The sequence below is a fragment of the Cellulosimicrobium sp. ES-005 genome (genome assembly GCF_040448685.1).
GTDB classification, from domain to species: Bacteria; Actinomycetota; Actinomycetes; order Actinomycetales; family Cellulomonadaceae; genus Cellulosimicrobium; species Cellulosimicrobium cellulans_G.
The window spans coordinates 2,504,554-2,522,554 of the sequence record NZ_CP159290.1 but is presented as its reverse complement, the minus strand read 5'-3'; the positions used below and the strand labels follow the sequence as shown (position 1 = coordinate 2,522,554).

16 protein-coding genes are annotated in these 18,001 nt (G+C 74.3%); 9 read left to right on the top strand and 7 right to left on the bottom strand.

Features of this window, described 5'->3' with window-relative positions; all coding sequences use genetic code 11:
• Nucleotides 1-21: 21 nt before the first annotated feature.
• Genes ABRQ22_RS11055 through ABRQ22_RS11045 form a run of 3 tightly spaced genes read left to right on the top strand, consistent with a single transcriptional unit; the run spans nt 22 to nt 2,594 of the window.
• Nucleotides 22-711 (top strand): DUF2993 domain-containing protein, encoded by a 690-nt coding sequence (locus tag ABRQ22_RS11055; protein WP_353706764.1) that lies wholly within the window; start codon nt 22-24, stop codon nt 709-711.
• Between the two features lie 28 nt (nt 712-739).
• Complete coding sequence (locus tag ABRQ22_RS11050; protein ID WP_353706763.1) at nt 740-1,909, top strand: crosslink repair DNA glycosylase YcaQ family protein; 1,170 nt, start codon at nt 740-742, stop codon at nt 1,907-1,909.
• 49 nt (nt 1,910-1,958) lie between these two features.
• The gene (locus ABRQ22_RS11045) at nt 1,959-2,594 is read left to right on the top strand and encodes a hypothetical protein (protein WP_353706762.1); all 636 of its coding nucleotides are present in this window, start codon (nt 1,959-1,961) and stop codon (nt 2,592-2,594) included.
• 10 nt (nt 2,595-2,604) lie between these two features.
• Here the strand turns inward: ABRQ22_RS11045 and ABRQ22_RS11040 are convergent, their stop codons facing one another.
• Nucleotides 2,605-3,489 (bottom strand): type II CAAX endopeptidase family protein, encoded by an 885-nt coding sequence (locus tag ABRQ22_RS11040; RefSeq protein ID WP_353706761.1) that lies wholly within the window; start codon nt 3,487-3,489, stop codon nt 2,605-2,607.
• Between the two features lie 190 nt (nt 3,490-3,679).
• Here ABRQ22_RS11040 and ABRQ22_RS11035 point away from each other — a divergent pair, with 190 nt between their 5' ends.
• On the top strand, nt 3,680-4,975 hold the full coding sequence (locus ABRQ22_RS11035) for an FAD-binding protein (RefSeq protein ID WP_353706760.1): 1,296 nt from the start codon (nt 3,680-3,682) through the stop codon (nt 4,973-4,975).
• A 334-nt stretch (nt 4,976-5,309) separates the two neighbouring features.
• A complete protein-coding gene (locus ABRQ22_RS11030; RefSeq protein WP_353706759.1) occupies nt 5,310-6,254 on the top strand; it encodes an ABC transporter substrate-binding protein in 945 nt (314 codons plus the stop codon).
• Between the two features lie 96 nt (nt 6,255-6,350).
• Here the strand turns inward: ABRQ22_RS11030 and ABRQ22_RS11025 are convergent, their stop codons facing one another.
• The 4 genes from ABRQ22_RS11025 to ABRQ22_RS11010 are packed head-to-tail and all read right to left on the bottom strand — an operon-like array spanning nt 6,351 to nt 10,764.
• Complete coding sequence (locus ABRQ22_RS11025) at nt 6,351-7,616, bottom strand: sugar ABC transporter substrate-binding protein (RefSeq protein WP_353706758.1); 1,266 nt, start codon at nt 7,614-7,616, stop codon at nt 6,351-6,353.
• Nucleotides 7,617-7,659: 43 nt separating this feature from the next.
• Complete coding sequence (locus tag ABRQ22_RS11020) at nt 7,660-8,556, bottom strand: carbohydrate ABC transporter permease (protein WP_353706757.1); 897 nt, start codon at nt 8,554-8,556, stop codon at nt 7,660-7,662.
• A complete protein-coding gene (locus tag ABRQ22_RS11015) occupies nt 8,549-9,532 on the bottom strand; it encodes a sugar ABC transporter permease (protein WP_353706756.1) in 984 nt (327 codons plus the stop codon). Before ABRQ22_RS11015 ends, ABRQ22_RS11020 begins: the two co-directional genes overlap by 8 nt.
• The gene (locus tag ABRQ22_RS11010) at nt 9,532-10,764 is read right to left on the bottom strand and encodes an ROK family protein (protein ID WP_353706755.1); all 1,233 of its coding nucleotides are present in this window, start codon (nt 10,762-10,764) and stop codon (nt 9,532-9,534) included. Before ABRQ22_RS11010 ends, ABRQ22_RS11015 begins: the two co-directional genes overlap by 1 nt.
• Nucleotides 10,765-10,988: 224 nt before the next feature.
• Here ABRQ22_RS11010 and ispG point away from each other — a divergent pair, with 224 nt between their 5' ends.
• On the top strand, nt 10,989-12,128 hold the full coding sequence (gene ispG, locus ABRQ22_RS11005; protein WP_237843615.1) for a flavodoxin-dependent (E)-4-hydroxy-3-methylbut-2-enyl-diphosphate synthase: 1,140 nt from the start codon (nt 10,989-10,991) through the stop codon (nt 12,126-12,128).
• 7 nt (nt 12,129-12,135) lie between these two features.
• Nucleotides 12,136-13,098, top strand: coding sequence for a GNAT family N-acetyltransferase (locus ABRQ22_RS11000; RefSeq protein WP_308202276.1), 963 nt, complete (start codon nt 12,136-12,138; stop codon nt 13,096-13,098).
• Nucleotides 13,099-13,116: 18 nt separating this feature from the next.
• On the opposite strand, the gene ABRQ22_RS10995 is transcribed toward ABRQ22_RS11000, so the two are convergent.
• The gene (locus tag ABRQ22_RS10995; protein WP_253051290.1) at nt 13,117-14,040 is read right to left on the bottom strand and encodes a DNA-formamidopyrimidine glycosylase family protein; all 924 of its coding nucleotides are present in this window, start codon (nt 14,038-14,040) and stop codon (nt 13,117-13,119) included.
• 33 nt (nt 14,041-14,073) lie between these two features.
• On the opposite strand from ABRQ22_RS10995, the gene ABRQ22_RS10990 reads away from it, so the two are divergent.
• The gene (locus ABRQ22_RS10990; protein WP_353706754.1) at nt 14,074-15,942 is read left to right on the top strand and encodes a proline--tRNA ligase; all 1,869 of its coding nucleotides are present in this window, start codon (nt 14,074-14,076) and stop codon (nt 15,940-15,942) included.
• Between the two features lie 161 nt (nt 15,943-16,103).
• On the opposite strand, the gene ABRQ22_RS10985 is transcribed toward ABRQ22_RS10990, so the two are convergent.
• The gene (locus ABRQ22_RS10985; RefSeq protein ID WP_353706753.1) at nt 16,104-17,219 is read right to left on the bottom strand and encodes a DUF4439 domain-containing protein; all 1,116 of its coding nucleotides are present in this window, start codon (nt 17,217-17,219) and stop codon (nt 16,104-16,106) included.
• A 150-nt stretch (nt 17,220-17,369) separates the two neighbouring features.
• On the opposite strand from ABRQ22_RS10985, the gene rimP reads away from it, so the two are divergent.
• Nucleotides 17,370-17,999, top strand: coding sequence for a ribosome maturation factor RimP (gene rimP, locus ABRQ22_RS10980; RefSeq protein WP_253051293.1), 630 nt, complete (start codon nt 17,370-17,372; stop codon nt 17,997-17,999).
• Nucleotides 18,000-18,001: the final 2 nt, after the last annotated feature.

Genomic DNA, 18,001 nt, shown 5'->3' with positions numbered 1-18,001 from the left:
CGGCGGACCTAGGGTGGGCGCATGAAGCGACTGGTGGGCCTGATCGTGACGCTCGTGGTGATCGTGGCGGTCGCCGTCGTGGCGGACCGGGTCGCGGTCCGCGCCGCGGAGCGCGGCGCGGTGACGGCGTTCGAGGACCAGGCCGACGACGTGACCGGGGCGCAGCTCGACATCACGGGCTTCCCGTTCCTCACGCAGCTCGCGCGCGGCGAGCTGACGCACGTCACGGGCTCGGCGGACACCGCGTCGTTCGGGGGCTACGCGATCTCCGACCTGCAGGTCGAGGCCGAGGGCGTGAGCACGTCGGAACCGCACCGGATCGCGTCCGGGACGGCGTCGGGCGTCATCGCCGTGGAGTCGCTGCAGCAGATCGTCGCGGAGCAGACCGGCCTGGACGTGGGACTCACCGCGGCCGACGACGTCCTGTCGCTCGGGTTCGACCTGCTGGGCGCGACGATCACGGTCGACGTGACGCCGCGCGTCTCCGGGCCGGCCGAGCTCGCGGTCGACGTCGTCGCGGTCCGCACGGGCCTCGGGACGGTGTCGGTCGACGACCTGCCGTCGGGGATCTCCCGCGCCCTGTCCGACCTGCGGGTCCCGCTCGACCTGCCCGACGGCGTCGCGCTCGACTCCGTGTCCGCCGTCGAGGGCGGGGTGCGCGTCGGCGTGACGGGGACCGACGTCGTCGCCGAGGACCTGGTGGCGTCGTGACCCGGCCGGGCAGGACGGGGGCGGCACGGTGAGCGGGGCGCCGGTCGACGAGCGCCACGTGCGCGCGGCGCGCCTCGCCGCGCACCGCCTGCGGTCGCCCGACCTGCCCGACGTGCCGACCGCCGTCGGGCACCTGGTCGCGGTCCAGGGCCAGGAGTTCCACCCCGCGCTGTGGGGCCTCACGCGCCGGCTGCGGCCCGAGGCCCGGCCCGGGGCGGCCGGTGCCGCGGCGGTCTGCGACCGCGGGGAGGTGGTGCGCACGCACGTGCTGCGCCCCACCTGGCACCTCGTCCGCTCCGACGACGCCCGCTGGCTCGTCAAGCTCAGCGCACCTCGGGTGCACCAGGCCAACGGGACGATGTACCGGCAGGTCGGGACGGCGGGCCACGCCGCCGAGACCGACCTCGTCGTCGCGGCCGTGCAGGAGCGGCCCCGGACGCGCCGCGAGCTCGCGGGACTGCTCGCCGCCCACGGTCGCCCCCTCGAAGGCATCGCGCTCGGCTACGTGCTCATGCAGGCCGAGCTCGACCGGCAGCTCGTCAGCGGGCCGCTCGACGGCAAGCAGCAGACCTACGCCGCGTTCGACGACCGCGTCCCCGCGGGCTACGGGCCGCTCGGCGAGCGGTTCGACCGCGACGCCGCGCTCGTCGAGCTGCTGCGGCGCTCCCTCGCGAGCCGCGCCTACGCGACGGTCAAGGACGTCGCGCAGTGGTCGGGCTTCACGCTCACCGAGGTGCGGCACGGGCTCGACCTGCTCGGGGCGGAGGTCGTGGCCGTGCCCGGCGCGGGCGCGCTGGAGGGCACGACCCTGTGGCGGCTCGCCGACGCCGACCCTCGCGTGGTCGATCCCGGCCCGTTCGTGGGCGCCCTCGCGCCCGACGGCGACCCGGACCGCCCGGTCGTCGACCTGCTGCAGAGCTACGACGAGCTCTTCACGTCCTACGGCGAGACGCGCAGGCTCGTCGTGGCGGAGGGCGTCGACCTGGGCGACCGGCTCGGGTCGTTCATCCACGGGCTCGCGGTCGACGGGGTGGTGGTCGGGCGGTGGCGCTGGGTCGTCGGGACGCGCGACGTCGTCGTCGAGCCGCAGTGGCGCCGCACGCCCACACGCGCGGAGACGGCGGCGTTCGACGAGCAGGTCGCCGCCGTCTCGGCCCACTGGGGGCGAACCGCTGACACGGCCCGCCGCGGCCGGTAGGGTGCGGGCACCCGCAGAGCGGCGGGTCACGCAGGGGACAGGGGGAACGATGCGCGACACGGCGCGGGACGACAGGGCACGCCCGGACGGCACCGGGGACGACGACGGACCGGGGCGGTCGACCCGCTGGCGGGCGCCGCTCGTCGGCGGGGCGCTCGTCGTCGCCGTGCTCGGGGTCGGGATCGCCGCGGCCCTGACCGGCCGCGCGGCGGGCACCGAGCCGAGCGACGCCGTCGGCGGTGCCCCGGCCGCGGAGGCCCCCGGGGACGACCCGGCGCTCGCCGCGGAGACCCCCGCGCCGGCACCGGTCGAGACGAACGGGGTGCAGCAGTGCGGCGCCGTCACCGGTACCGCGGGCACGCCGGTCCAGGTCCGGGGCGACGACGGCGAGCCGACCGAGCTCGGCGGTCTCGAGGGCTGGTGGAACAGCACGCCGGCGAGCGACGCCGGTGGGTGGCTCGACGTCGAGAAGTGGCCCCGTCAGGTGCTCGACCACCCCGCCACGGTCACGGTCGAGACGACGACCGGCACCGTCCTGGAGTCGTTCGACCGCCGGACCTGCACGGGCGTCGAGGACTGGACGGCGCCGGACCTGTCCGCGCTCCCGCCGTCGACCGTCGTCGTGCTCGACGCCGAGACGGGCGAGGTCCTGGCCGAGCACCCCGTCGAGCTCGCCACGCCCTGACCCGCACCGCTCAGGGGCGGGGCGGGCCGGGGCGCGTGACGAGGTGGATCAGCACCGACGTCAGGACGATCACCCCGACGTACACCGCCATCGCGACGGGCGACGTCACGGCGAGGACCGTCAGCGCGACGTTCCCCACGAGGTGCAGCACGACCGCCGCCGGCACCCCGCCCCGCAGGCGCTCGCTGACCAGCCAGTACGCGCTCGAGAGCGGGATCATGGCGAGCAGGAACAGCGCCGCCTCGACGCTCACGAGACCGAGGGACGACTGCCACGTCCCGGTGAGGGCGAACAGCGGCAGGTGCCAGACCGCCCACACCGCGCCGAGCACGACCGAGGTCGCGAGCGGCGACAGCCGACGCCGCAGGCGCGGCTGCGCGTAGCCGCGCCACCCGAACTCCTCCGACAGCGGCCCCGCGCACAGCGAGACGAGGGCGAACAGGAGCGGTCCGCCCGACCCGGCGACCGCCGCCGCCCCGGCCGACAGGTCCGCCGTCGGGCCGCCGAGGAACGGCACGACGAGCGCGGTCAGGACCGCGGGCGCGGCGCCGATCCCGACCGCGGCCGGGAGCCATCGGCCGGCCGCGCCCCAGCGCGCCGCGCGCGGGCTGCGGCGCCCCGCCGCGCGCAGCACGAGCGCCGCCAGCGTCGGGCCGAAGCCGCCGAGCGCGAAGAGCGCGAGCACGACGGGGTCGACGAGGTCGCCGCCGAGCAGCCAGGCGGCGCCCCACGACGCCCAGGACAGCCCGAACGCGAGCGCCCAGAACGCGGCGAGCCCGCCGCGGAGGGGCCGCTCGGGGCCGTCCGGGGACAGGGCGGAGCCGTCCGGGGACGAGGCGGGCGAGACGCGCCGGGACCGTGAGGCAGCGGGGAGAGGACGTGCGCTGGTCGTCATGTCTCGATCTCACCGCTTCGTCCCGTTCCGCGGACCCCGGGCCGCCCCCGACCGAAGGTGGGGACAACCCCCCGGTCCGGCTCGCCGAGCACGGGCTTACCCGTCGTCGAGCACGACCTGGAGGTCGTTCCGGGCCCCAGAACGACGCTCATGTCGTGTTCGGCGGGGAGAGGGGTGGCAGGGTGGGGGCGTGACCGCGACGCCCGAACCCGCCCGGCCCGCGAACTGGGCGGGGAACCTCACCTATTCCTCGGCGGAGGTCGTGCACCCCGCGACGCCGGACGAGCTCGCCGACGTCGTGCGGCGCTCGCCGCGCGTCAAGGCGCTCGGCTCGCGGCACTCGTTCGGGGACGTCGCGGACACGACCGGCACCCACGTCGTGCTCGACCGGTACGACGACGGCCGCCCGCCCGTCGTGGTCGACCCCGCCACGGGCGTGGCGTCGGTCGCCGCGGGGCTGCGGTACGGCGACGTGACCCGGCAGGTGCAGGCCGCGGGCCGGGCGCTCGCGAACCTCGCGTCGCTCCCGCACATCTCCGTCGCGGGGTCGGTCGCGACGGCGACCCACGGCTCGGGCGACCGCGTCGGCTCGCTCGCGAGCGCCGTCGTCGGGCTGGAGCTGGTGACGGGCGACGGCGTGCGCCGGACGCTGCGACGCGGGGACCCGGACTTCGCCGGCGCGGTCGTCGCGCTCGGGGCGCTGGGCGTGGTGACCCGGGTGGAGCTCGAGACCGTCCCGACGTTCGACGTGCGCCAGGACGTGCACGTCGGGCTGCCGTGGGACGCGGTGACCGCGCACTACGACGAGCTCACGGCGTCGGCGTACTCGGTGAGCCTCTTCACGGACTGGGGGCCCGACGGCGTGCAGCAGGTCTGGCGCAAGTCGCGCCTCGCGCCGGGGGAGACCGGGACCGCGCGTGCGGAGCTCTTCGGGGCGACGCCCGCCGCGACGACGCTGCACCCCCTCCCCGGCGTCGATCCCGTGCACTGCACGCGCCAGCTCGGTGAGCCCGGCCCGTGGAACGAGCGGCTGCCGCACTTCCGGCTCGACTTCACGCCGAGCAACGGCGCCGAGCTGCAGTCGGAGTACCTCGTGCCGCGCGCCCGCGCGCAGGAGGCGTTCGCCGCGATGCGCGACCTCGGCCCGCGCGTGACCCCGCTGCTCCAGGTGGGGGAGATCCGCACGGTCGCGGCCGACGCGGAGCCGCTCTGGCTGAGCCCGTTCGACGCCCCGGCGGTCGGCGTCCACCTCACGTGGAAGCCCCTGCCCGACGACGTCGCGCGCGTCCTGCCCGACGTCGAGGCCGCGCTCCTCCCGCTGGGCGCGCGCCCGCACTGGGGCAAGCTCTCGCACGCGCTCGTCCACGACCCCGGCTCCGTCGCGGCGCTCTACCCCCGCTTCGACGACTTCGGCAGCCTCGTCCAGCGCCACGACCCGGAGGGCCGCTTCCTCGGCGGCTACGTCGAGCGCCTCCTGACATCCTGACCCCCGCCCCCCTCCCGCCCCCCTTCCCGCCCCCGCCCCCTCCCGCCCCCGCCCCCACCCGCCGTCGAGCACGACATGAGGGTCGCCATCGGGAGATTGACGACCCTCATGTCGTGCTCGGCGGGGTGGTTCGTCACGGTTCGGCGTCGATGTCCCCGCCGGTTTGGTGAGTGGAGCGGTGCGGCCTCACACTCGTGCGCAGGTGCTGCGCACCGCCGGGTCCTCTGTTCCCCGTACGTTCCTCGGTCCTCCGGGCCGGGTGCCGACGTAACACGACGGAGACGATCGGTGTCTACGCTGCCCCTGCCCGGCCCCCACCCGATCGGAGAACACCATGCGTACGACCCTGCGCAAGCTCCCCCTCGGCCTCGTCGCGCTCACCGCGACGAGCGCCCTCCTGCTCACCGCGTGCACCGACGCGTCCCAGACCGGGACGGACGGCAGCACCGCAGGATCCGACGAGACGTCGTCCGCGCCGTCGTTCGACCCCTCGACGATCGAGGTCGACGAGGCGGCCGCCGCGCTGCTGCCCGAGGACGTCGCGTCCGCGGGGACGCTCGTCGTCGCCTCAAACACGGAGTACGCGCCCGCCGAGTTCATCGACGCGGACGGCACGACCCCGATCGGGTTCGACATCGACGTCATCAAGGCCGTCGGCGCGACGCTCGGCCTCGACGTCGACGTCCAGTCGGCCGACTTCCCGGCGATCATCCCGGCGCTGGGCACCAAGTACGACGCCGGCATCTCCTCCTTCACGATCACGGAGGAGCGCATGCAGGAGGCCAACATGATCTCCTTCCTCAACGCGGGCTCCGCGTACGCGGTCGCGGCGGGCAACCCGGACGACGTCGACCCGGCGAGCCTGTGCGGCCTGACCGTCGCCGTCCAGACCGGCACCATCCAGGACGAGGACATCGCCGTGCAGAGCCAGGCGTGCACCGACGCGGGCGAGGAGAAGATCGACATCCTCCAGTACGAGTCGCAGTCCGACGCCACGACGAACGTCGCGGGCGGCAAGGCGCAGGTCCTCTACGCCGACTCGCCGGTCATCGGCTACGCGGTCGAGCAGACCGGGGGCCAGCTCGAGCAGCTCGGCGACGTGTTCGACAGCGCGCCGCAGGGCGTCGTCGTCGCGAAGGACGACACCGAGCTCGCCGCCGCGATCCAGGCGGCGCTGCAGTCGCTCATGGACAGCGGCCAGCTCGTCGAGATCCTCGGTGCGTGGGGCAGCGGCGACGCCGCGCTCGAGACCGCGGAGATCAACCCGTCCGTCGGCTGACGCCCCCGTCCAGCCACCCCGACCCAGCCTCCGTCGTGGGGGGGGGGGGGGGGGGGGGGGGGCGCCCCCCCCCCCCCCCGCCCCGGCTGGGTGAGGTCAGCCGAGCAGTGCGTCGACGCGCGAGGCGGCGTCGGCTACGGCCTGCTCGACCGTCTTGCGGCCCGCGGCCGCGTTCGACAGCTCCTCGTTGATCGCGTCCTGCATCTCCTGCTGCGAGGCGGTCACGGGCGGGAGCGCGACGGAGTCGAGCGAGTCGATCACGGCCTGACGGTTCGCGGGCGGCGTCTGCTCCAGGTACGGGGCGAGGTCCTCCTCGTCGGCGACGGGCGGCAGCTCCCACGAGCTCGCGAGACGGGTGTCGATCGCGGTCGGCGACGACGTGAGGAACTCGGCGAAGTCCTGCGCGGCCTCCTTCTGCTTCGAGGCGGCAGTCACGGCGACACCGTTGGTGAACAGGGCCGAAGCCTTGTCGACGTCACCGGGCTCGACGACGATGTCCCACTCGAGTCCCTCGACCTGGGACAGGGCGTCGAACATCCAGATGCCCGAGTGCCACATGCCGAGCTTGCCCGCAGAGAACAGGTCCTTGTCGTAGTCGGGGGTGCTGGACCCGTCGGCCTCGGTCGGCATGACCGTACCGGGCTTGGTCACGAGCCAGGTCGCGGCCTTGATGCCCTCGGGGCTGTCGAACGCCGTGGCCGTGCCGTCCTCGGTGAAGAACTGGCCGCCTGCCTGGTCCAGCACCTTGTAGAACTCGTGGAACGTGACGGGTTGGAAGTCGCCGTACACGCCTGCCGCGACGTCGGTGAGCGCGGTGGCCGCGGCCTGCTCGTCCTCCCAGGTCCAGTCGGCGGTGGGGTAGTCGAGGCCCGCGGCGTCGAAGAGCGACGTGTTGTAGTACATGACGACGTTCGAGTACGACGACGGAAGGCCGTACTGCGTGCCGTCGAGCGCGAAGGACTCCAGGAGGGTGTCCTTGTACGCCGAGGCGTCGACGTCCTCGAGCGGTGCGAGGGCGCCCGACTCGGCGTAGGACACGAAGTTCTCGTAGTTGAGGTCCACGACGTCCGCGACGGTCTGGCCCGCGAACGCGGTCTGCAGCTTGGTGAAGTAGTCCGCGAAGGGGATCGTCTCGACCTGGACGTCGACCTCGGGGTTGTCCTTCTCGTATGCCGCGACGATGGTGTCGAGGTCCTGCTCGTGCCCGTCGTTGGACGTGAAGTTCATGTAGCGCACGACGGTCTTTCCGTCCTCGCCCGCGGTCGTCGTGGCGGAACCCTGGGCGCAGGCCGTGAGGGCCGTGACGCAGATGAGGGCGAGGGGGACGAGCGCAGCGGTGCGCTGGGTGAAGCGTGAGGCCATGAGACCTCTCCTTTCGGTGCGGGTGCGTGCTGTGGGTCGGGGTCTACTTGAGCCCGGTGTGGGACATCCCGGCGATGATGTGGCGCTGGGCGAACATGTAGACGACCGCGATGGGCAGGATCGAGACGACCGAGCCGGCCATGACGACGTCCCACTGGGTCGTGAACTGGCCCTGGAGCGTGGACAGGCCCAGGGGGAGGGTCATCAGCTCGGGCGAGCGGATGACGACCAGCGGCCACAGGAAGCTGTTCCAGGAGCCCATGAACGCGAACACCGCGAGGGTCGCGAGCGCGGGCTTCACGAGCGGCAGGACGATCTGCCCGAAGATCCGCAGGTGCCCGGCGCCGTCGAGCGTCGCGGCCTCGTCGAGCTCGCGCGGCACGCCGTCGACGGCCTGGCGGAGCAGGAAGATGCCGAACGCGGACGCGATCGTGGGCGCGAGGAGCGCGAAGTAGGTGTCGTTGAGGTTGAGCCGGGTCATCTGGATGAACAGCGGCACCACGAGGACCTGGAGCGGGATCATGAGCGTCGCGAGGTACGCCGCGAACAGGATGGGCTTGCCCTTGAAGTGCAGGCGGCTGAACCCGTAGGCCGCCATGGAGCCGGTGATCATCTGGAGCAGGGTCGCGACGACCGCGACCCCGAACGAGTTCGCGATGATCCGCCAGATCGGCATGGACGCCATGAGGGTTCGGTACGCGTCGAGCGTCGGGTCCTCGACGATCAGCGACGGGCCACCCGACAGGGAGCCGCTGGGCGTGATCGACGTGATGACGGTCCACAGGAACGGAAACAGCATGAGGACCGCGCCGACGACGACGGACAGGTAGAGGCCGACCCGGCCGAGGACCTGGCGCGCGTTGCGCCGGGGCTGACGTGGCCTCGCGCGAGCCGGTGAGGCGGGACTCGTGACGGCGGTCGGGACGAGGGTCTCAGGCATGGTTCACCCACCTGCGCTGACCGCGCATCTGGAGCGCGGTGACGATGAGGATCAGGACGAAGAGGATCCAGGACAGGGCGGACGCGTCACCCGCCCGGCCGTATCGGAACGTCAGGTCGTAGATCTGGCCGACGACGACCTGGCTGGCACCGGACGGCCCGCCGCCGGTCATCACGTACACCTGGTCGAAGACCTGGAAGCCGTTGATGAGCGAGATGACGACCACGAAGAAGGTCGACGGGGACAACAGCGGGAGGGTGATGTGCCAGAAGCGCTTCCAACCGCCCGCGCCGTCGACCCGGGCGGCCTCCAGGACCTCCCCGGGGATCGACTGCAGCCCTGCGAGCAGGATGACCATGACGAAACCGAGGTCCTTCCACGCCGAGGCGAGGATGACCGACGGCATGGCCCACTGCGGGTCCGTCCACCAGCCGGGGGGCGTCAGCTCGGTGCCGAGGATCCCGTTGATCCCGGTGAGGACGGGCTCGATGAGCTGGTTCACGAGCCCGTTCGAGGGGTTCAGCAGCCACTGCCACACGAGGGCGACGACGACCCAGCTCGTGATGACGGGAAGGAAGTACGCCGCGCGGAAGATCGTGCGGCCCTTGAACGCCCGGTTGAGGAGCATGGCCAGACCGAGACCGCCGACGTACACGAGCGGCAGGTAGCCCACGATGTAGAACAGCGTGTTCCCGAGGACCCGCCAGGTGTCGCCCGACGTGAGCAGGTCGGCGTAGTTGTCGAGCCCGACCCACTCCATGGGGGAGACGAGGTTCCAGTCGTGCAGGCTGACCCACAGCGAGCTGACCATGGGTGCGAGGGTGAAGAGCGCGAGCGGGACGGCGCTCGGGAGCAGGAAGAACGCGACCCACCCGCGGTTGCGCCACCGCGATCCCGCGGAGGTGCGACGGCGGCGACGGGGTGCGGTGCCGCCCTCGGCTGCGGGTCGTGGCGGTGCGGTGGCCGGGACGGTCATCACGCCCTCCTCGCGGCGGTCGGGGTCGGCTCGGCACCGACGTCGGAGTGCAGGCGGGCCACGACGAGACGGCCCTGCTCGCCCGAGGCGCCCGCGGCGTCGAAGGGCGTCGCGAGGACGAGGGCTGCGGCACCGAGCGCCCACTTGTCGTCTGCCCACGGCTCGACGACGAACGGCATGGCGCGACGCGAGGGCAGCAGGTGCGCGCGGAAGGCCGCGTCGAACCCGCTCCGCCAGTGCGCCCAGGCGCCGATGCCTTCGCCGAGGAGGATCACGAGCTCGGGGTCGAGGAGGTGCACGACACCGGCGAGGGTGCGCCCGAGCATGCGACCGGCGTCGCGGTAGAGGTCGCGGGCCGCTGGGTCGCCCGCCTCGGCCCGGACCGCCAGGTCCGCGACGGTCTCGCCGGGGCGCAGGATCCCGGCGGTGACGGCCCGAGCGCGCAACGCGTCGTCTCCGATGAAGGACTCGAGGCAGCCGACGTTGCCGCACGTGCAGGGCGGCCCGTCGTCGTGGACCGGGAAGTGGCCGATCTCGCCCGCCCCACCGGCCGCGCCGCGCCGGATCGTGCCGTCGACGACGAGACCCGAGCCGATGCCGCGCCCGATCGTCAGGACGAGGAAGGAGCTGTGGTCGCGACCGACGCCGTAGAGCTGCTCGGCCACCGCGAGGGTGTTGACGTCGTTCTCGACGAGGACGGGCAGGTCGAGCGCGCGGCGCAGGGACGCGCCCACCGGCACGCCGTTCCAGCCGAGCGTGGGCGCGACCACGACGCCCGAGGCCTGGGAGTCGACCGAGCCGGGAAGACCGACGCCCGCGCCGAGGACGGGACCTTCCTGCGCGTCGACGGTCTCGCGCAGGAGGCGGCCGAGCGTGTCGAGGGCGTCGGGACTCGCCGGGTCGAAGGGGTGGGAGGACTGGTCGAAGGTGCTGCCGTCGAAGCCGACCGAGACGATCGCGACGTGGTCCGCGGTGACCTTCGCGCCGATCGCCCGTGGCGCCGGCCCGTCGGCGAGGCCGAGAAGGCGCCCGGGCCGTCCGCCCGTGCTGGGCACGGTCTCCAGCTCGACGAGGAGGCCCCGGTCGACGAGGTCCTTGGTCACCTGTGTGACGGTCGCGGGGCTGACGCCCAGCTCCCGAGCGATCGCCGCCCGGCTGCGGGGGCCGCGTGAGCCGACCAGCGCCAGCGTGGCGGCTCCGCTCAGGTCTCCCCGGTTCGGGGTCTGGCGCATCCGGAACTCCTTTGTTTCGCAATAACTTTAGAGGCAAACTAAGTCGCTGCGGCAGATGTGTCAAGGCATGCGCAGGGGTCGGGCGCCGAGCGTCCGTCGCCGTGGAGGATCCGCGACGAAGTCCGGGACGCGGAGGAGAGGTGCGTGGTCGCTCGTGGGCGGGCGCGCCCTCGGGTCGGCCGACGGGGGATACTAGGGGCGTGAGCGTACCCATCAGTCTCGGAATGCCTGCTGCCCCGCCGCCGGTCCTCGCCCCGCGACGCAAGAGCCGCAAGATCAAGGTCGGCAAGGTGGACGTCGGCGGCGACGCGCCGATCAGCGTCCAGTCGATGACGACGACGCCGACGACGGACATCAACGCGACGCTCCAGCAGATCGCGGAGCTCACGGCGTCGGGCTGCGACATCGTGCGCGTGGCGGTCCCGAGCGCGGACGACGCGCTCGCGCTGCCGGCGATCGCGAAGAAGTCGCAGATCCCCGTGATCGCGGACATCCACTTCCAGCCCAAGTACGTGTTCGCCGCGATCGACGCGGGCTGCGCCGCGGTGCGCGTGAACCCGGGCAACATCCGCAAGTTCGACGACCAGGTCAAGGAGATCGCGAAGGCGGCCTCGGACGCGGGCGTGTCGCTGCGCATCGGCGTGAACGCCGGGTCTCTCGACCCGCGACTGCTCGCAAAGTACGGCAAGGCGACGCCCGAGGCGCTGGTCGAGTCGGCGGTGTGGGAGGCGTCGCTCTTCGAGGAGCACGGGTTCCACGACTTCAAGATCTCGGTGAAGCACAACGACCCGGTCGTCATGGTGCGGGCGTACGAGCTGCTCGCGGAGGCGGGGGACTGGCCGCTGCACCTCGGCGTGACCGAGGCCGGACCGGCGTTCCAGGGCACGATCAAGTCGGCCACGGCGTTCGGCGCGCTGCTGAGCAAGGGCATCGGCGACACGATCCGCGTCTCGCTGTCCGCGCCCCCGGTCGAGGAGGTCAAGGTCGGGAACCAGATCCTCCAGGCGCTCAACCTGCGCCCCCGCAAGCTCGAGATCGTCTCCTGCCCGTCGTGCGGGCGCGCCCAGGTGGACGTCTACACGCTCGCGGAGAAGGTCACGGCCGGGCTCGAGGGCATGGAGGTGCCGCTGCGCGTCGCCGTCATGGGCTGCGTCGTCAACGGCCCGGGCGAGGCGCGCGAGGCGGACCTCGGCGTCGCGTCGGGCAACGGCAAGGGCCAGATCTTCGTCAAGGGCGAGGTCGTCAAGACGGTGCCGGAGGCGCTGATCGTGGAGACGCTCATCGAGGAGGCGCTGCGCATCGCGGAGACCATGACGCCGGAGAACGACGCGCAGGCCGGTCCGCCGGTCGTCACGGTCGGCTGACGGTCCGGTGGCCCGCTGGCGTCCGACCGTCCCGGCCCTGAGGCCGCGGTCGCGCGGGGAGGCTGGTGCCGGCGAGCACGCCCGGGCGCGCGTCCTCGTCGACGCGGACGTCCCGGAGGCGCTGGCGGTCTGTGCGGGCGACCCGGTCGCGTCGACGCTCGCGGCGGCGCGGCTCGCGGTCGCCCAGCACGCGGGTCTGCACGCGGCGGGCGGGCAGGCCTGGGGGTTCCCGGCCGTCGGGCCGCTCGAGGCGGTGTGCTGGGCTGGTGCCAACCTCGTGCCGGTCGTCCCGGCGTCGCTCGACCCCGACCGGGCCCGCGCGGCGGTCGCGGCGTTCGCCGTGCTCGCGCGGCACGCCGGACGACGGTCGTCGTCGGTGGTGGGGGAGCGTGACGCCGTCCTCGCGCTGTGGGAGCAGCTCGCGCCCCACTGGCCGTCGCCGCGCGAGATCCGGGCGAACCAGCCGTCGCTCGCGATCGACCGCGACCCCGACGTCGAGCCCGACCCGGGCGTGCGTCGCTCCGTCGCGGCCGAGGTGCCCGTGGTCCTGCCCGCGTGCGTGCGCATGTTCACCGAGGAGGTCGGCTACTCGCCCGTCGAGGGCGGCGGGCGCGCCTACGAGGAGCGGGTGCGGTCGCTCGTGCTCGCGGGCCGGTCGTTCGTCCGGATCGCGGGGGGCGACGGCGCGCCGCACGTCGTCTTCAAGGCGGAGCTCGGCGCGGTGACGCCGCTCGTCGCGCAGGTCCAGGGCGTGTGGGTCGACCCGCGGTACCGCGGCCAGGGCCTGGCCGCGCCGGGGATGGCCGCCGTCGTGCACCTCGCCCGCCGGGGGACCCCGGCCGAGGCCGCCCGCCGCGTCGCGCCGCCGGTGGTGTCGCTGTACGTCAACGACTACAACGCGCGCGCGCTCGCGACGTACCGGCGCGTCGGGTTCGAGCAGGTCGGCACGTACGCCACGGTCCTCTTCTGACGGTCCGCGACCCGCGCGCTACTTGAGCAGCCGCGACATCCGGCGGTCGGCGAGGACCTGGCCCCCCGTCTGGCACGTCGCGCAGTACTGCAGGCTGCGGTCGGCGAAGCTCACCTCGCGCACGACGTCCCCGCACACGGGGCACGGCAGCCCGGTGCGTCCGTGCACGCGCATGCCCGCGCGCTTGGCGTCCTTGAGCTCCGCGGCGGGCTTGCCCGACGACGCCGCCACGGCCTCCGCGAGCACCTCGCCGACGGCGGCGTGCACCCGGGCGACCTCGTCCGGCGTGAACGAGCGCGTGAGCTTGAACGGGCTCGTGCGGGCCGCGTGGAGGATGTCGTCGGAGTAGGCGTTGCCGATCCCCGCGATCGACGACTGGTCGCGCAGGAGCCCCTTGACCTGCTGGTTGCGCGCGGCCATGAGCGCCCCGAGCGCCTCGGGGGTGAAGCCCGGGTCGAGCGGCTCGATCCCGAGCGTCTCGATCGCCCGGACCTCCTCGGGGTGCCGGACGACGTGCACCGCGAGCCGCTTGCGCGTCCCCGCCTCGGTGAGGTCGAACCCTGAGCCGTCGTCGAACCGCACGCGCAGCGCGAGCACCGCGGCCTTCCCGCCCCCGCTGCCGCCGAGCCGGGGCCGCACGGGCGTCGTCGGTGCCTTCTCCGACCACCGCAGCCACCCGGCGCGGGCGAGGTGGAAGACGAGGTGGACCTCGTCGTCGGGCCCCGGCGCGGGCGGGCCGTCCACGGGCTGCGCGAGGACGAGGTCGAGCCACTTGCCGTGGCGGCGGGCACCGGTCACGACGCGCCCGACGAGCGCCCCGACGGGCGGGTCGAACGTCTTGAGCGCGGCGATCTGGGCGACGTCGGCGGCGACGACGGTGCGTCCGGTCGCGCGGTCGTCGAGGAACCGGACGAGGGCCTCGACCTCGGGCAGCTCGGGCATGGGGACATCCTCCCCGCCGGTAGGGTGGGGCGCATGTCTTCCGTCACGTCCGGCGCGCCCGCCGCGGCCTCCACCCGCGTCCGGGGCGCCGACCTCCTGCGCCTGTCCACCCTGTTCGTCCGGACGCTGCGCGAGGACCCGGCCGACGCCGAGGTCGCGAGCCACAAGCTCCTCGTGCGAGCGGGCTACATCCGCCGCGCCGCGCCTGGCATCTACACCTGGCTCCCGCTCGGCCTGCGCGTGCTGCGCAAGGTCGAGGACGTGGTCCGCGAGGAGATGGCCGCGGCGGGCGCGCAGGAGGTGCACTTCCCGGCGCTGCTGCCCAAGGAGCCGTACGAGGCGACGGGCCGCTGGACGGAGTACGGGCCCAACATCTTCCGGCTCAAGGACCGCAAGGAGGGCGACTACCTCCTCGCGCCGACGCACGAGGAGATGTTCACGCTCCTCGTCAAGGACCTGTACTCGTCGTACAAGGACCTGCCGCTGACGATCTACCAGATCCAGACCAAGTACCGCGACGAGGCGCGTCCTCGCGCCGGCCTCATCCGCGGCCGCGAGTTCGTCATGAAGGACGCCTACTCGTTCGACACCACGGACGAGGGTCTGGAGCGCTCCTACGAGGCGCAGCGCGCGGCGTACCGGCGCATCTTCGACCGGCTCGGGCTCGAGTACGTGATCGTGGCCGCGACGTCGGGCGCCATGGGCGGCTCGCGCTCCGAGGAGTTCCTCACCCCGACGCCGATCGGCGAGGACACGTTCGTGCGCTCGCCCGGCGGGTACGCGGCCAACGTCGAGGCGGTCGTGACGCCCGTACCGGAGGACGTCGACTACGCCGACGCGCCCGCGGCGCACGTCGAGGACACGCCCGACACCCCGACGATCGACTCGCTCGTCGCCCTCGCCAACGCCCGCTTCCCGCGCCCCGACCGCGCGTGGACGGCGGCGGACACGCTGAAGAACGTCGTGCTCGCCCTCACGCACCCCGACGGCCGCCGCGAGGTCGTCGTCGTCGGGCTGCCCGGCGACCGCGAGGTCGACCTCAAGCGCGTCGGCGCGGCGTTCGAGCCGGCCGAGGTCGAGCCGGCGACGGACGCGGACTTCGTCGCGCACCCCGAGCTCGTCAAGGGCTACATCGGCCCGCAGGTGCTCGGCCCGAACGTCCGGCGCGACGTGCCCGCGGAGGTCGTCGAGGGCGAGGTGCCCGAGCGGCACTCCGTGCGCTACCTGCTCGACCCGCGCGTCGTCGCCGGCACGCGCTGGATCACCGGCGCGAACGAGCCGGGGCGGCACGTGTTCGACCTCGTCGCCGAGCGCGACTTCGCCGCCGACGGCACGGTCGAGGCAGCCGAGGTCCGCGCGGGCGACCTCGCGCCCGACGGCTCGGGCCCGCTCGAGCTGGCCCGCGGCATCGAGATCGGCCACATCTTCGCGCTCGGGCGCAAGTACGCCCAGGCGCTCGGCCTCACCGTGCTCGACGAGAACGGCAAGCAGGTCGTCGTGACCATGGGGTCGTACGGCATCGGCGTGACGCGCGTGCTCGCGGCGCTCGCGGAGGCGAACCACGACGACGCCGGGCTCGCGTGGCCCGCGCACGTCGCGCCCGCGCACGTGCACGTCGTCGCGACGGGCAAGGACGCGAGCGTCTTCGACGAGGCCGAGCGCCTCGCGACCGAGCTCACGGCCCGGGGCGTCGAGGTGGTCTACGACGACCGTCCGAAGGTCTCGCCGGGCGTGAAGTTCAAGGACGCCGAGCTCCTCGGCGTGCCGCTCCTCCTCGTCGTGGGCCGCGGCCTGGCCGACGGCGTCGTCGAGGTCCGCCCCCGCGCGGGCGAGGCCGTGCAGGTCGCCGTCGCGGACGCCGTCGAGCACGTGGCGGCGCAGGTGGCCGAGCTCCTGGGCTGACACGTCGCAGCGTCGGAGGCGCCCCCGGTCCGGTCTCACGGGCCGGGGGCGCCTCCGTCGTCCCCGGAGGAGAGCGGGAGGAGCGGCGGTCCCGCGCGGGTCGCGGGCCGCTCCCGCACCGAGCCGGGTGGCGCCCGTCCGGCGCCGGGGCGCGGCCGGGCTCAGCCGGCGGCCTGCTCCGGGAGCCCGGGGAAGGCGACGGGCGGCTCGCCCCACGCGACCGCGCCCGCCCACGAGTCGACGAGGAGGGCCACCGCCTCGGCCCGGGAGGCGGCCGGGGCGGTCGCGACGAGGCTCGCGTACGACTGCGCGAGGCCCGACTCGACCTGGCGCGCCAGGGAGGCGAGGTCCGCGTCGTCCGGCAGCGCGTAGGCGACGCGCCGGGGGTCCTGCGCGGTGCCGTCCGTCCCGGCTGCGAGGGCCCACGCCTGGCCGCGCGCACGGTGCTCGGCGGCGCGCGCGACCGCTGCCGTGCGGGCGTCGCCCTCGGACTGCGCGGCGCGCACCTCGTACGCGTACCCCGCGGCGTCCTCCGACTCGACGAGCGTCGCGAGGTCCGGCGCGCCGATGCCGGCGGGCGACTCCTCGACGGGTGGGGCCGTCGTCGCGAGCCCGTCGGCCGCGGCGGACCCGGTGAGCGCGGCGAGGCGTCGCGCCGAGACGTGGTCCGACGCCGCGACCGACGCGAGGAGCCGGGCGAGCCCGGCGTCCGTCGACGCGTCGGCCGAGGCGCCCGTGCGCTGCGCGGCCTCCACGAGCGCGACGACGACGTCGTCGGTCGTGGCGACGTCGCCGCCGGTGCCGGGGGCGTCGGGCGAGCCGTCGTCGGTGCCCTCGCCGCCGGCCGGCGTCTCGTCGCCGGCGGCCTCGTCGTCGTCCCCCGGCGGGGGACCCTGTGGGGGGTCGTCGTCACCGGGGAGGTCGAGGTCGCCCAGCCCGGAGTCGTAGACCCCGCCGAGGGCGTCGACGTGCTGCCCGGCGAACGTCGCGACGTCCGCGAGGGCTGCGAGGGTGGCCGGGTCGGTCACGCCCGGCGTGACGTCCGCCACGAGGTCGGCGATCGCGAGGGCGTCGTCCACCGCGCCGGCGCGGAGCACCTCGACGGCGTCGGGCGACGGCTCGGTGGGGGGCGGCGTCTCCAGCCGGAGGCCGCACCCGGCCGTCAGGACGCCGGTCGCGAGCACCGTCACGGCGGCGAGCAGGCGGCCCCCGGGCCGGGGCGTCCGGCCCGGGCGGGAACGGGTCGCCGCGGGTGCCGCGGTCGCGTGGGGAGTCATCGGGGGCGATGATGTCACGTCCGGGGCCCGCGAGTCGTTAGGCTGGTCCCCGGTCGAACGTCCCGACGAGCGGATCGTCGGGAGATCCCGAGACAACAACACACCGGTCGTCTTCCGTACCCGGCGTGGGACACGGACAGGAGCTGAGTCATGGCAGGGCAGGCGGGCGGTCAGTCCGGCAAGGCACCCGGGGGCGACGCGACGTCGCACGCGCTCCGCGAGAGCGTGCGCGCGGCGATCGAGCCCGCGGTCCGGGACGCGGGACTCTTCCTCGAGGACGTCACGGTGTCGCGCGCCGGAGCCCGCTCCGTGGTGCGCGTCGTGCTCGACCTCCCGGACGACGTCGAGGGGAACCTCGACCTCGACACCGTGGCGGAGGCGACCCGCCCCATCTCCACGGCGCTGGACGCGGTGGACCCGCTCCGCGGCGCGTACACGCTCGAGGTCTCGACGCCCGGCACCGACCGTCCGCTCACCGAGCCGCGCCACTTCCGGCGCGCCCGCGGTCGCCTCGTACGCCTCGTGCTCGCCGACGGCGGCACGGTCGAGGGGCGCCTGCGGGCCGGGTCCGAGGTCGGCCCGGACCTGCTGCTCGACGTCCCCGGCGCGCGCGGGGTCGTGACGGAGCGCGTCGTGCCGTTGGCCGACGTGGTCCGTGGGCAGGTGCAGGTGGAGCTCAGGCGCGCCCTGGAGGCCGACCTGCCCGAGCTCGACGACGCTGCCGACGATCCGGCGCCCGGCTCGACCGACGACACGACCGCCCACGACGAGGAGGCCTGACG

Coding starts and splice junctions, on each gene's coding strand:
- ABRQ22_RS11030 (WP_353706759.1), top strand. CDS start 5,310: ATGCGTACGACCCTGCGCAAGCTCCCCCTCGGCCTCGTCGCGCTCACC.
- ABRQ22_RS11020 (WP_353706757.1), bottom strand. CDS start 8,556: ATGCCTGAGACCCTCGTCCCGACCGCCGTCACGAGTCCCGCCTCACCG.
- rimP (WP_253051293.1), top strand. CDS start 17,370: ATGGCAGGGCAGGCGGGCGGTCAGTCCGGCAAGGCACCCGGGGGCGAC.
- ABRQ22_RS10990 (WP_353706754.1), top strand. CDS start 14,074: ATGTCTTCCGTCACGTCCGGCGCGCCCGCCGCGGCCTCCACCCGCGTC.
- ABRQ22_RS11055 (WP_353706764.1), top strand. CDS start 22: ATGAAGCGACTGGTGGGCCTGATCGTGACGCTCGTGGTGATCGTGGCG.
- ABRQ22_RS11010 (WP_353706755.1), bottom strand. CDS start 10,764: ATGCGCCAGACCCCGAACCGGGGAGACCTGAGCGGAGCCGCCACGCTG.
- ABRQ22_RS11045 (WP_353706762.1), top strand. CDS start 1,959: ATGCGCGACACGGCGCGGGACGACAGGGCACGCCCGGACGGCACCGGG.
- ABRQ22_RS10995 (WP_253051290.1), bottom strand. CDS start 14,040: ATGCCCGAGCTGCCCGAGGTCGAGGCCCTCGTCCGGTTCCTCGACGAC.
- ispG (WP_237843615.1), top strand. CDS start 10,989: ATGCCTGCTGCCCCGCCGCCGGTCCTCGCCCCGCGACGCAAGAGCCGC.
- ABRQ22_RS10985 (WP_353706753.1), bottom strand. CDS start 17,219: ATGACTCCCCACGCGACCGCGGCACCCGCGGCGACCCGTTCCCGCCCG.
- ABRQ22_RS11040 (WP_353706761.1), bottom strand. CDS start 3,489: ATGACGACCAGCGCACGTCCTCTCCCCGCTGCCTCACGGTCCCGGCGC.
- ABRQ22_RS11015 (WP_353706756.1), bottom strand. CDS start 9,532: ATGACCGTCCCGGCCACCGCACCGCCACGACCCGCAGCCGAGGGCGGC.
- ABRQ22_RS11025 (WP_353706758.1), bottom strand. CDS start 7,616: ATGGCCTCACGCTTCACCCAGCGCACCGCTGCGCTCGTCCCCCTCGCC.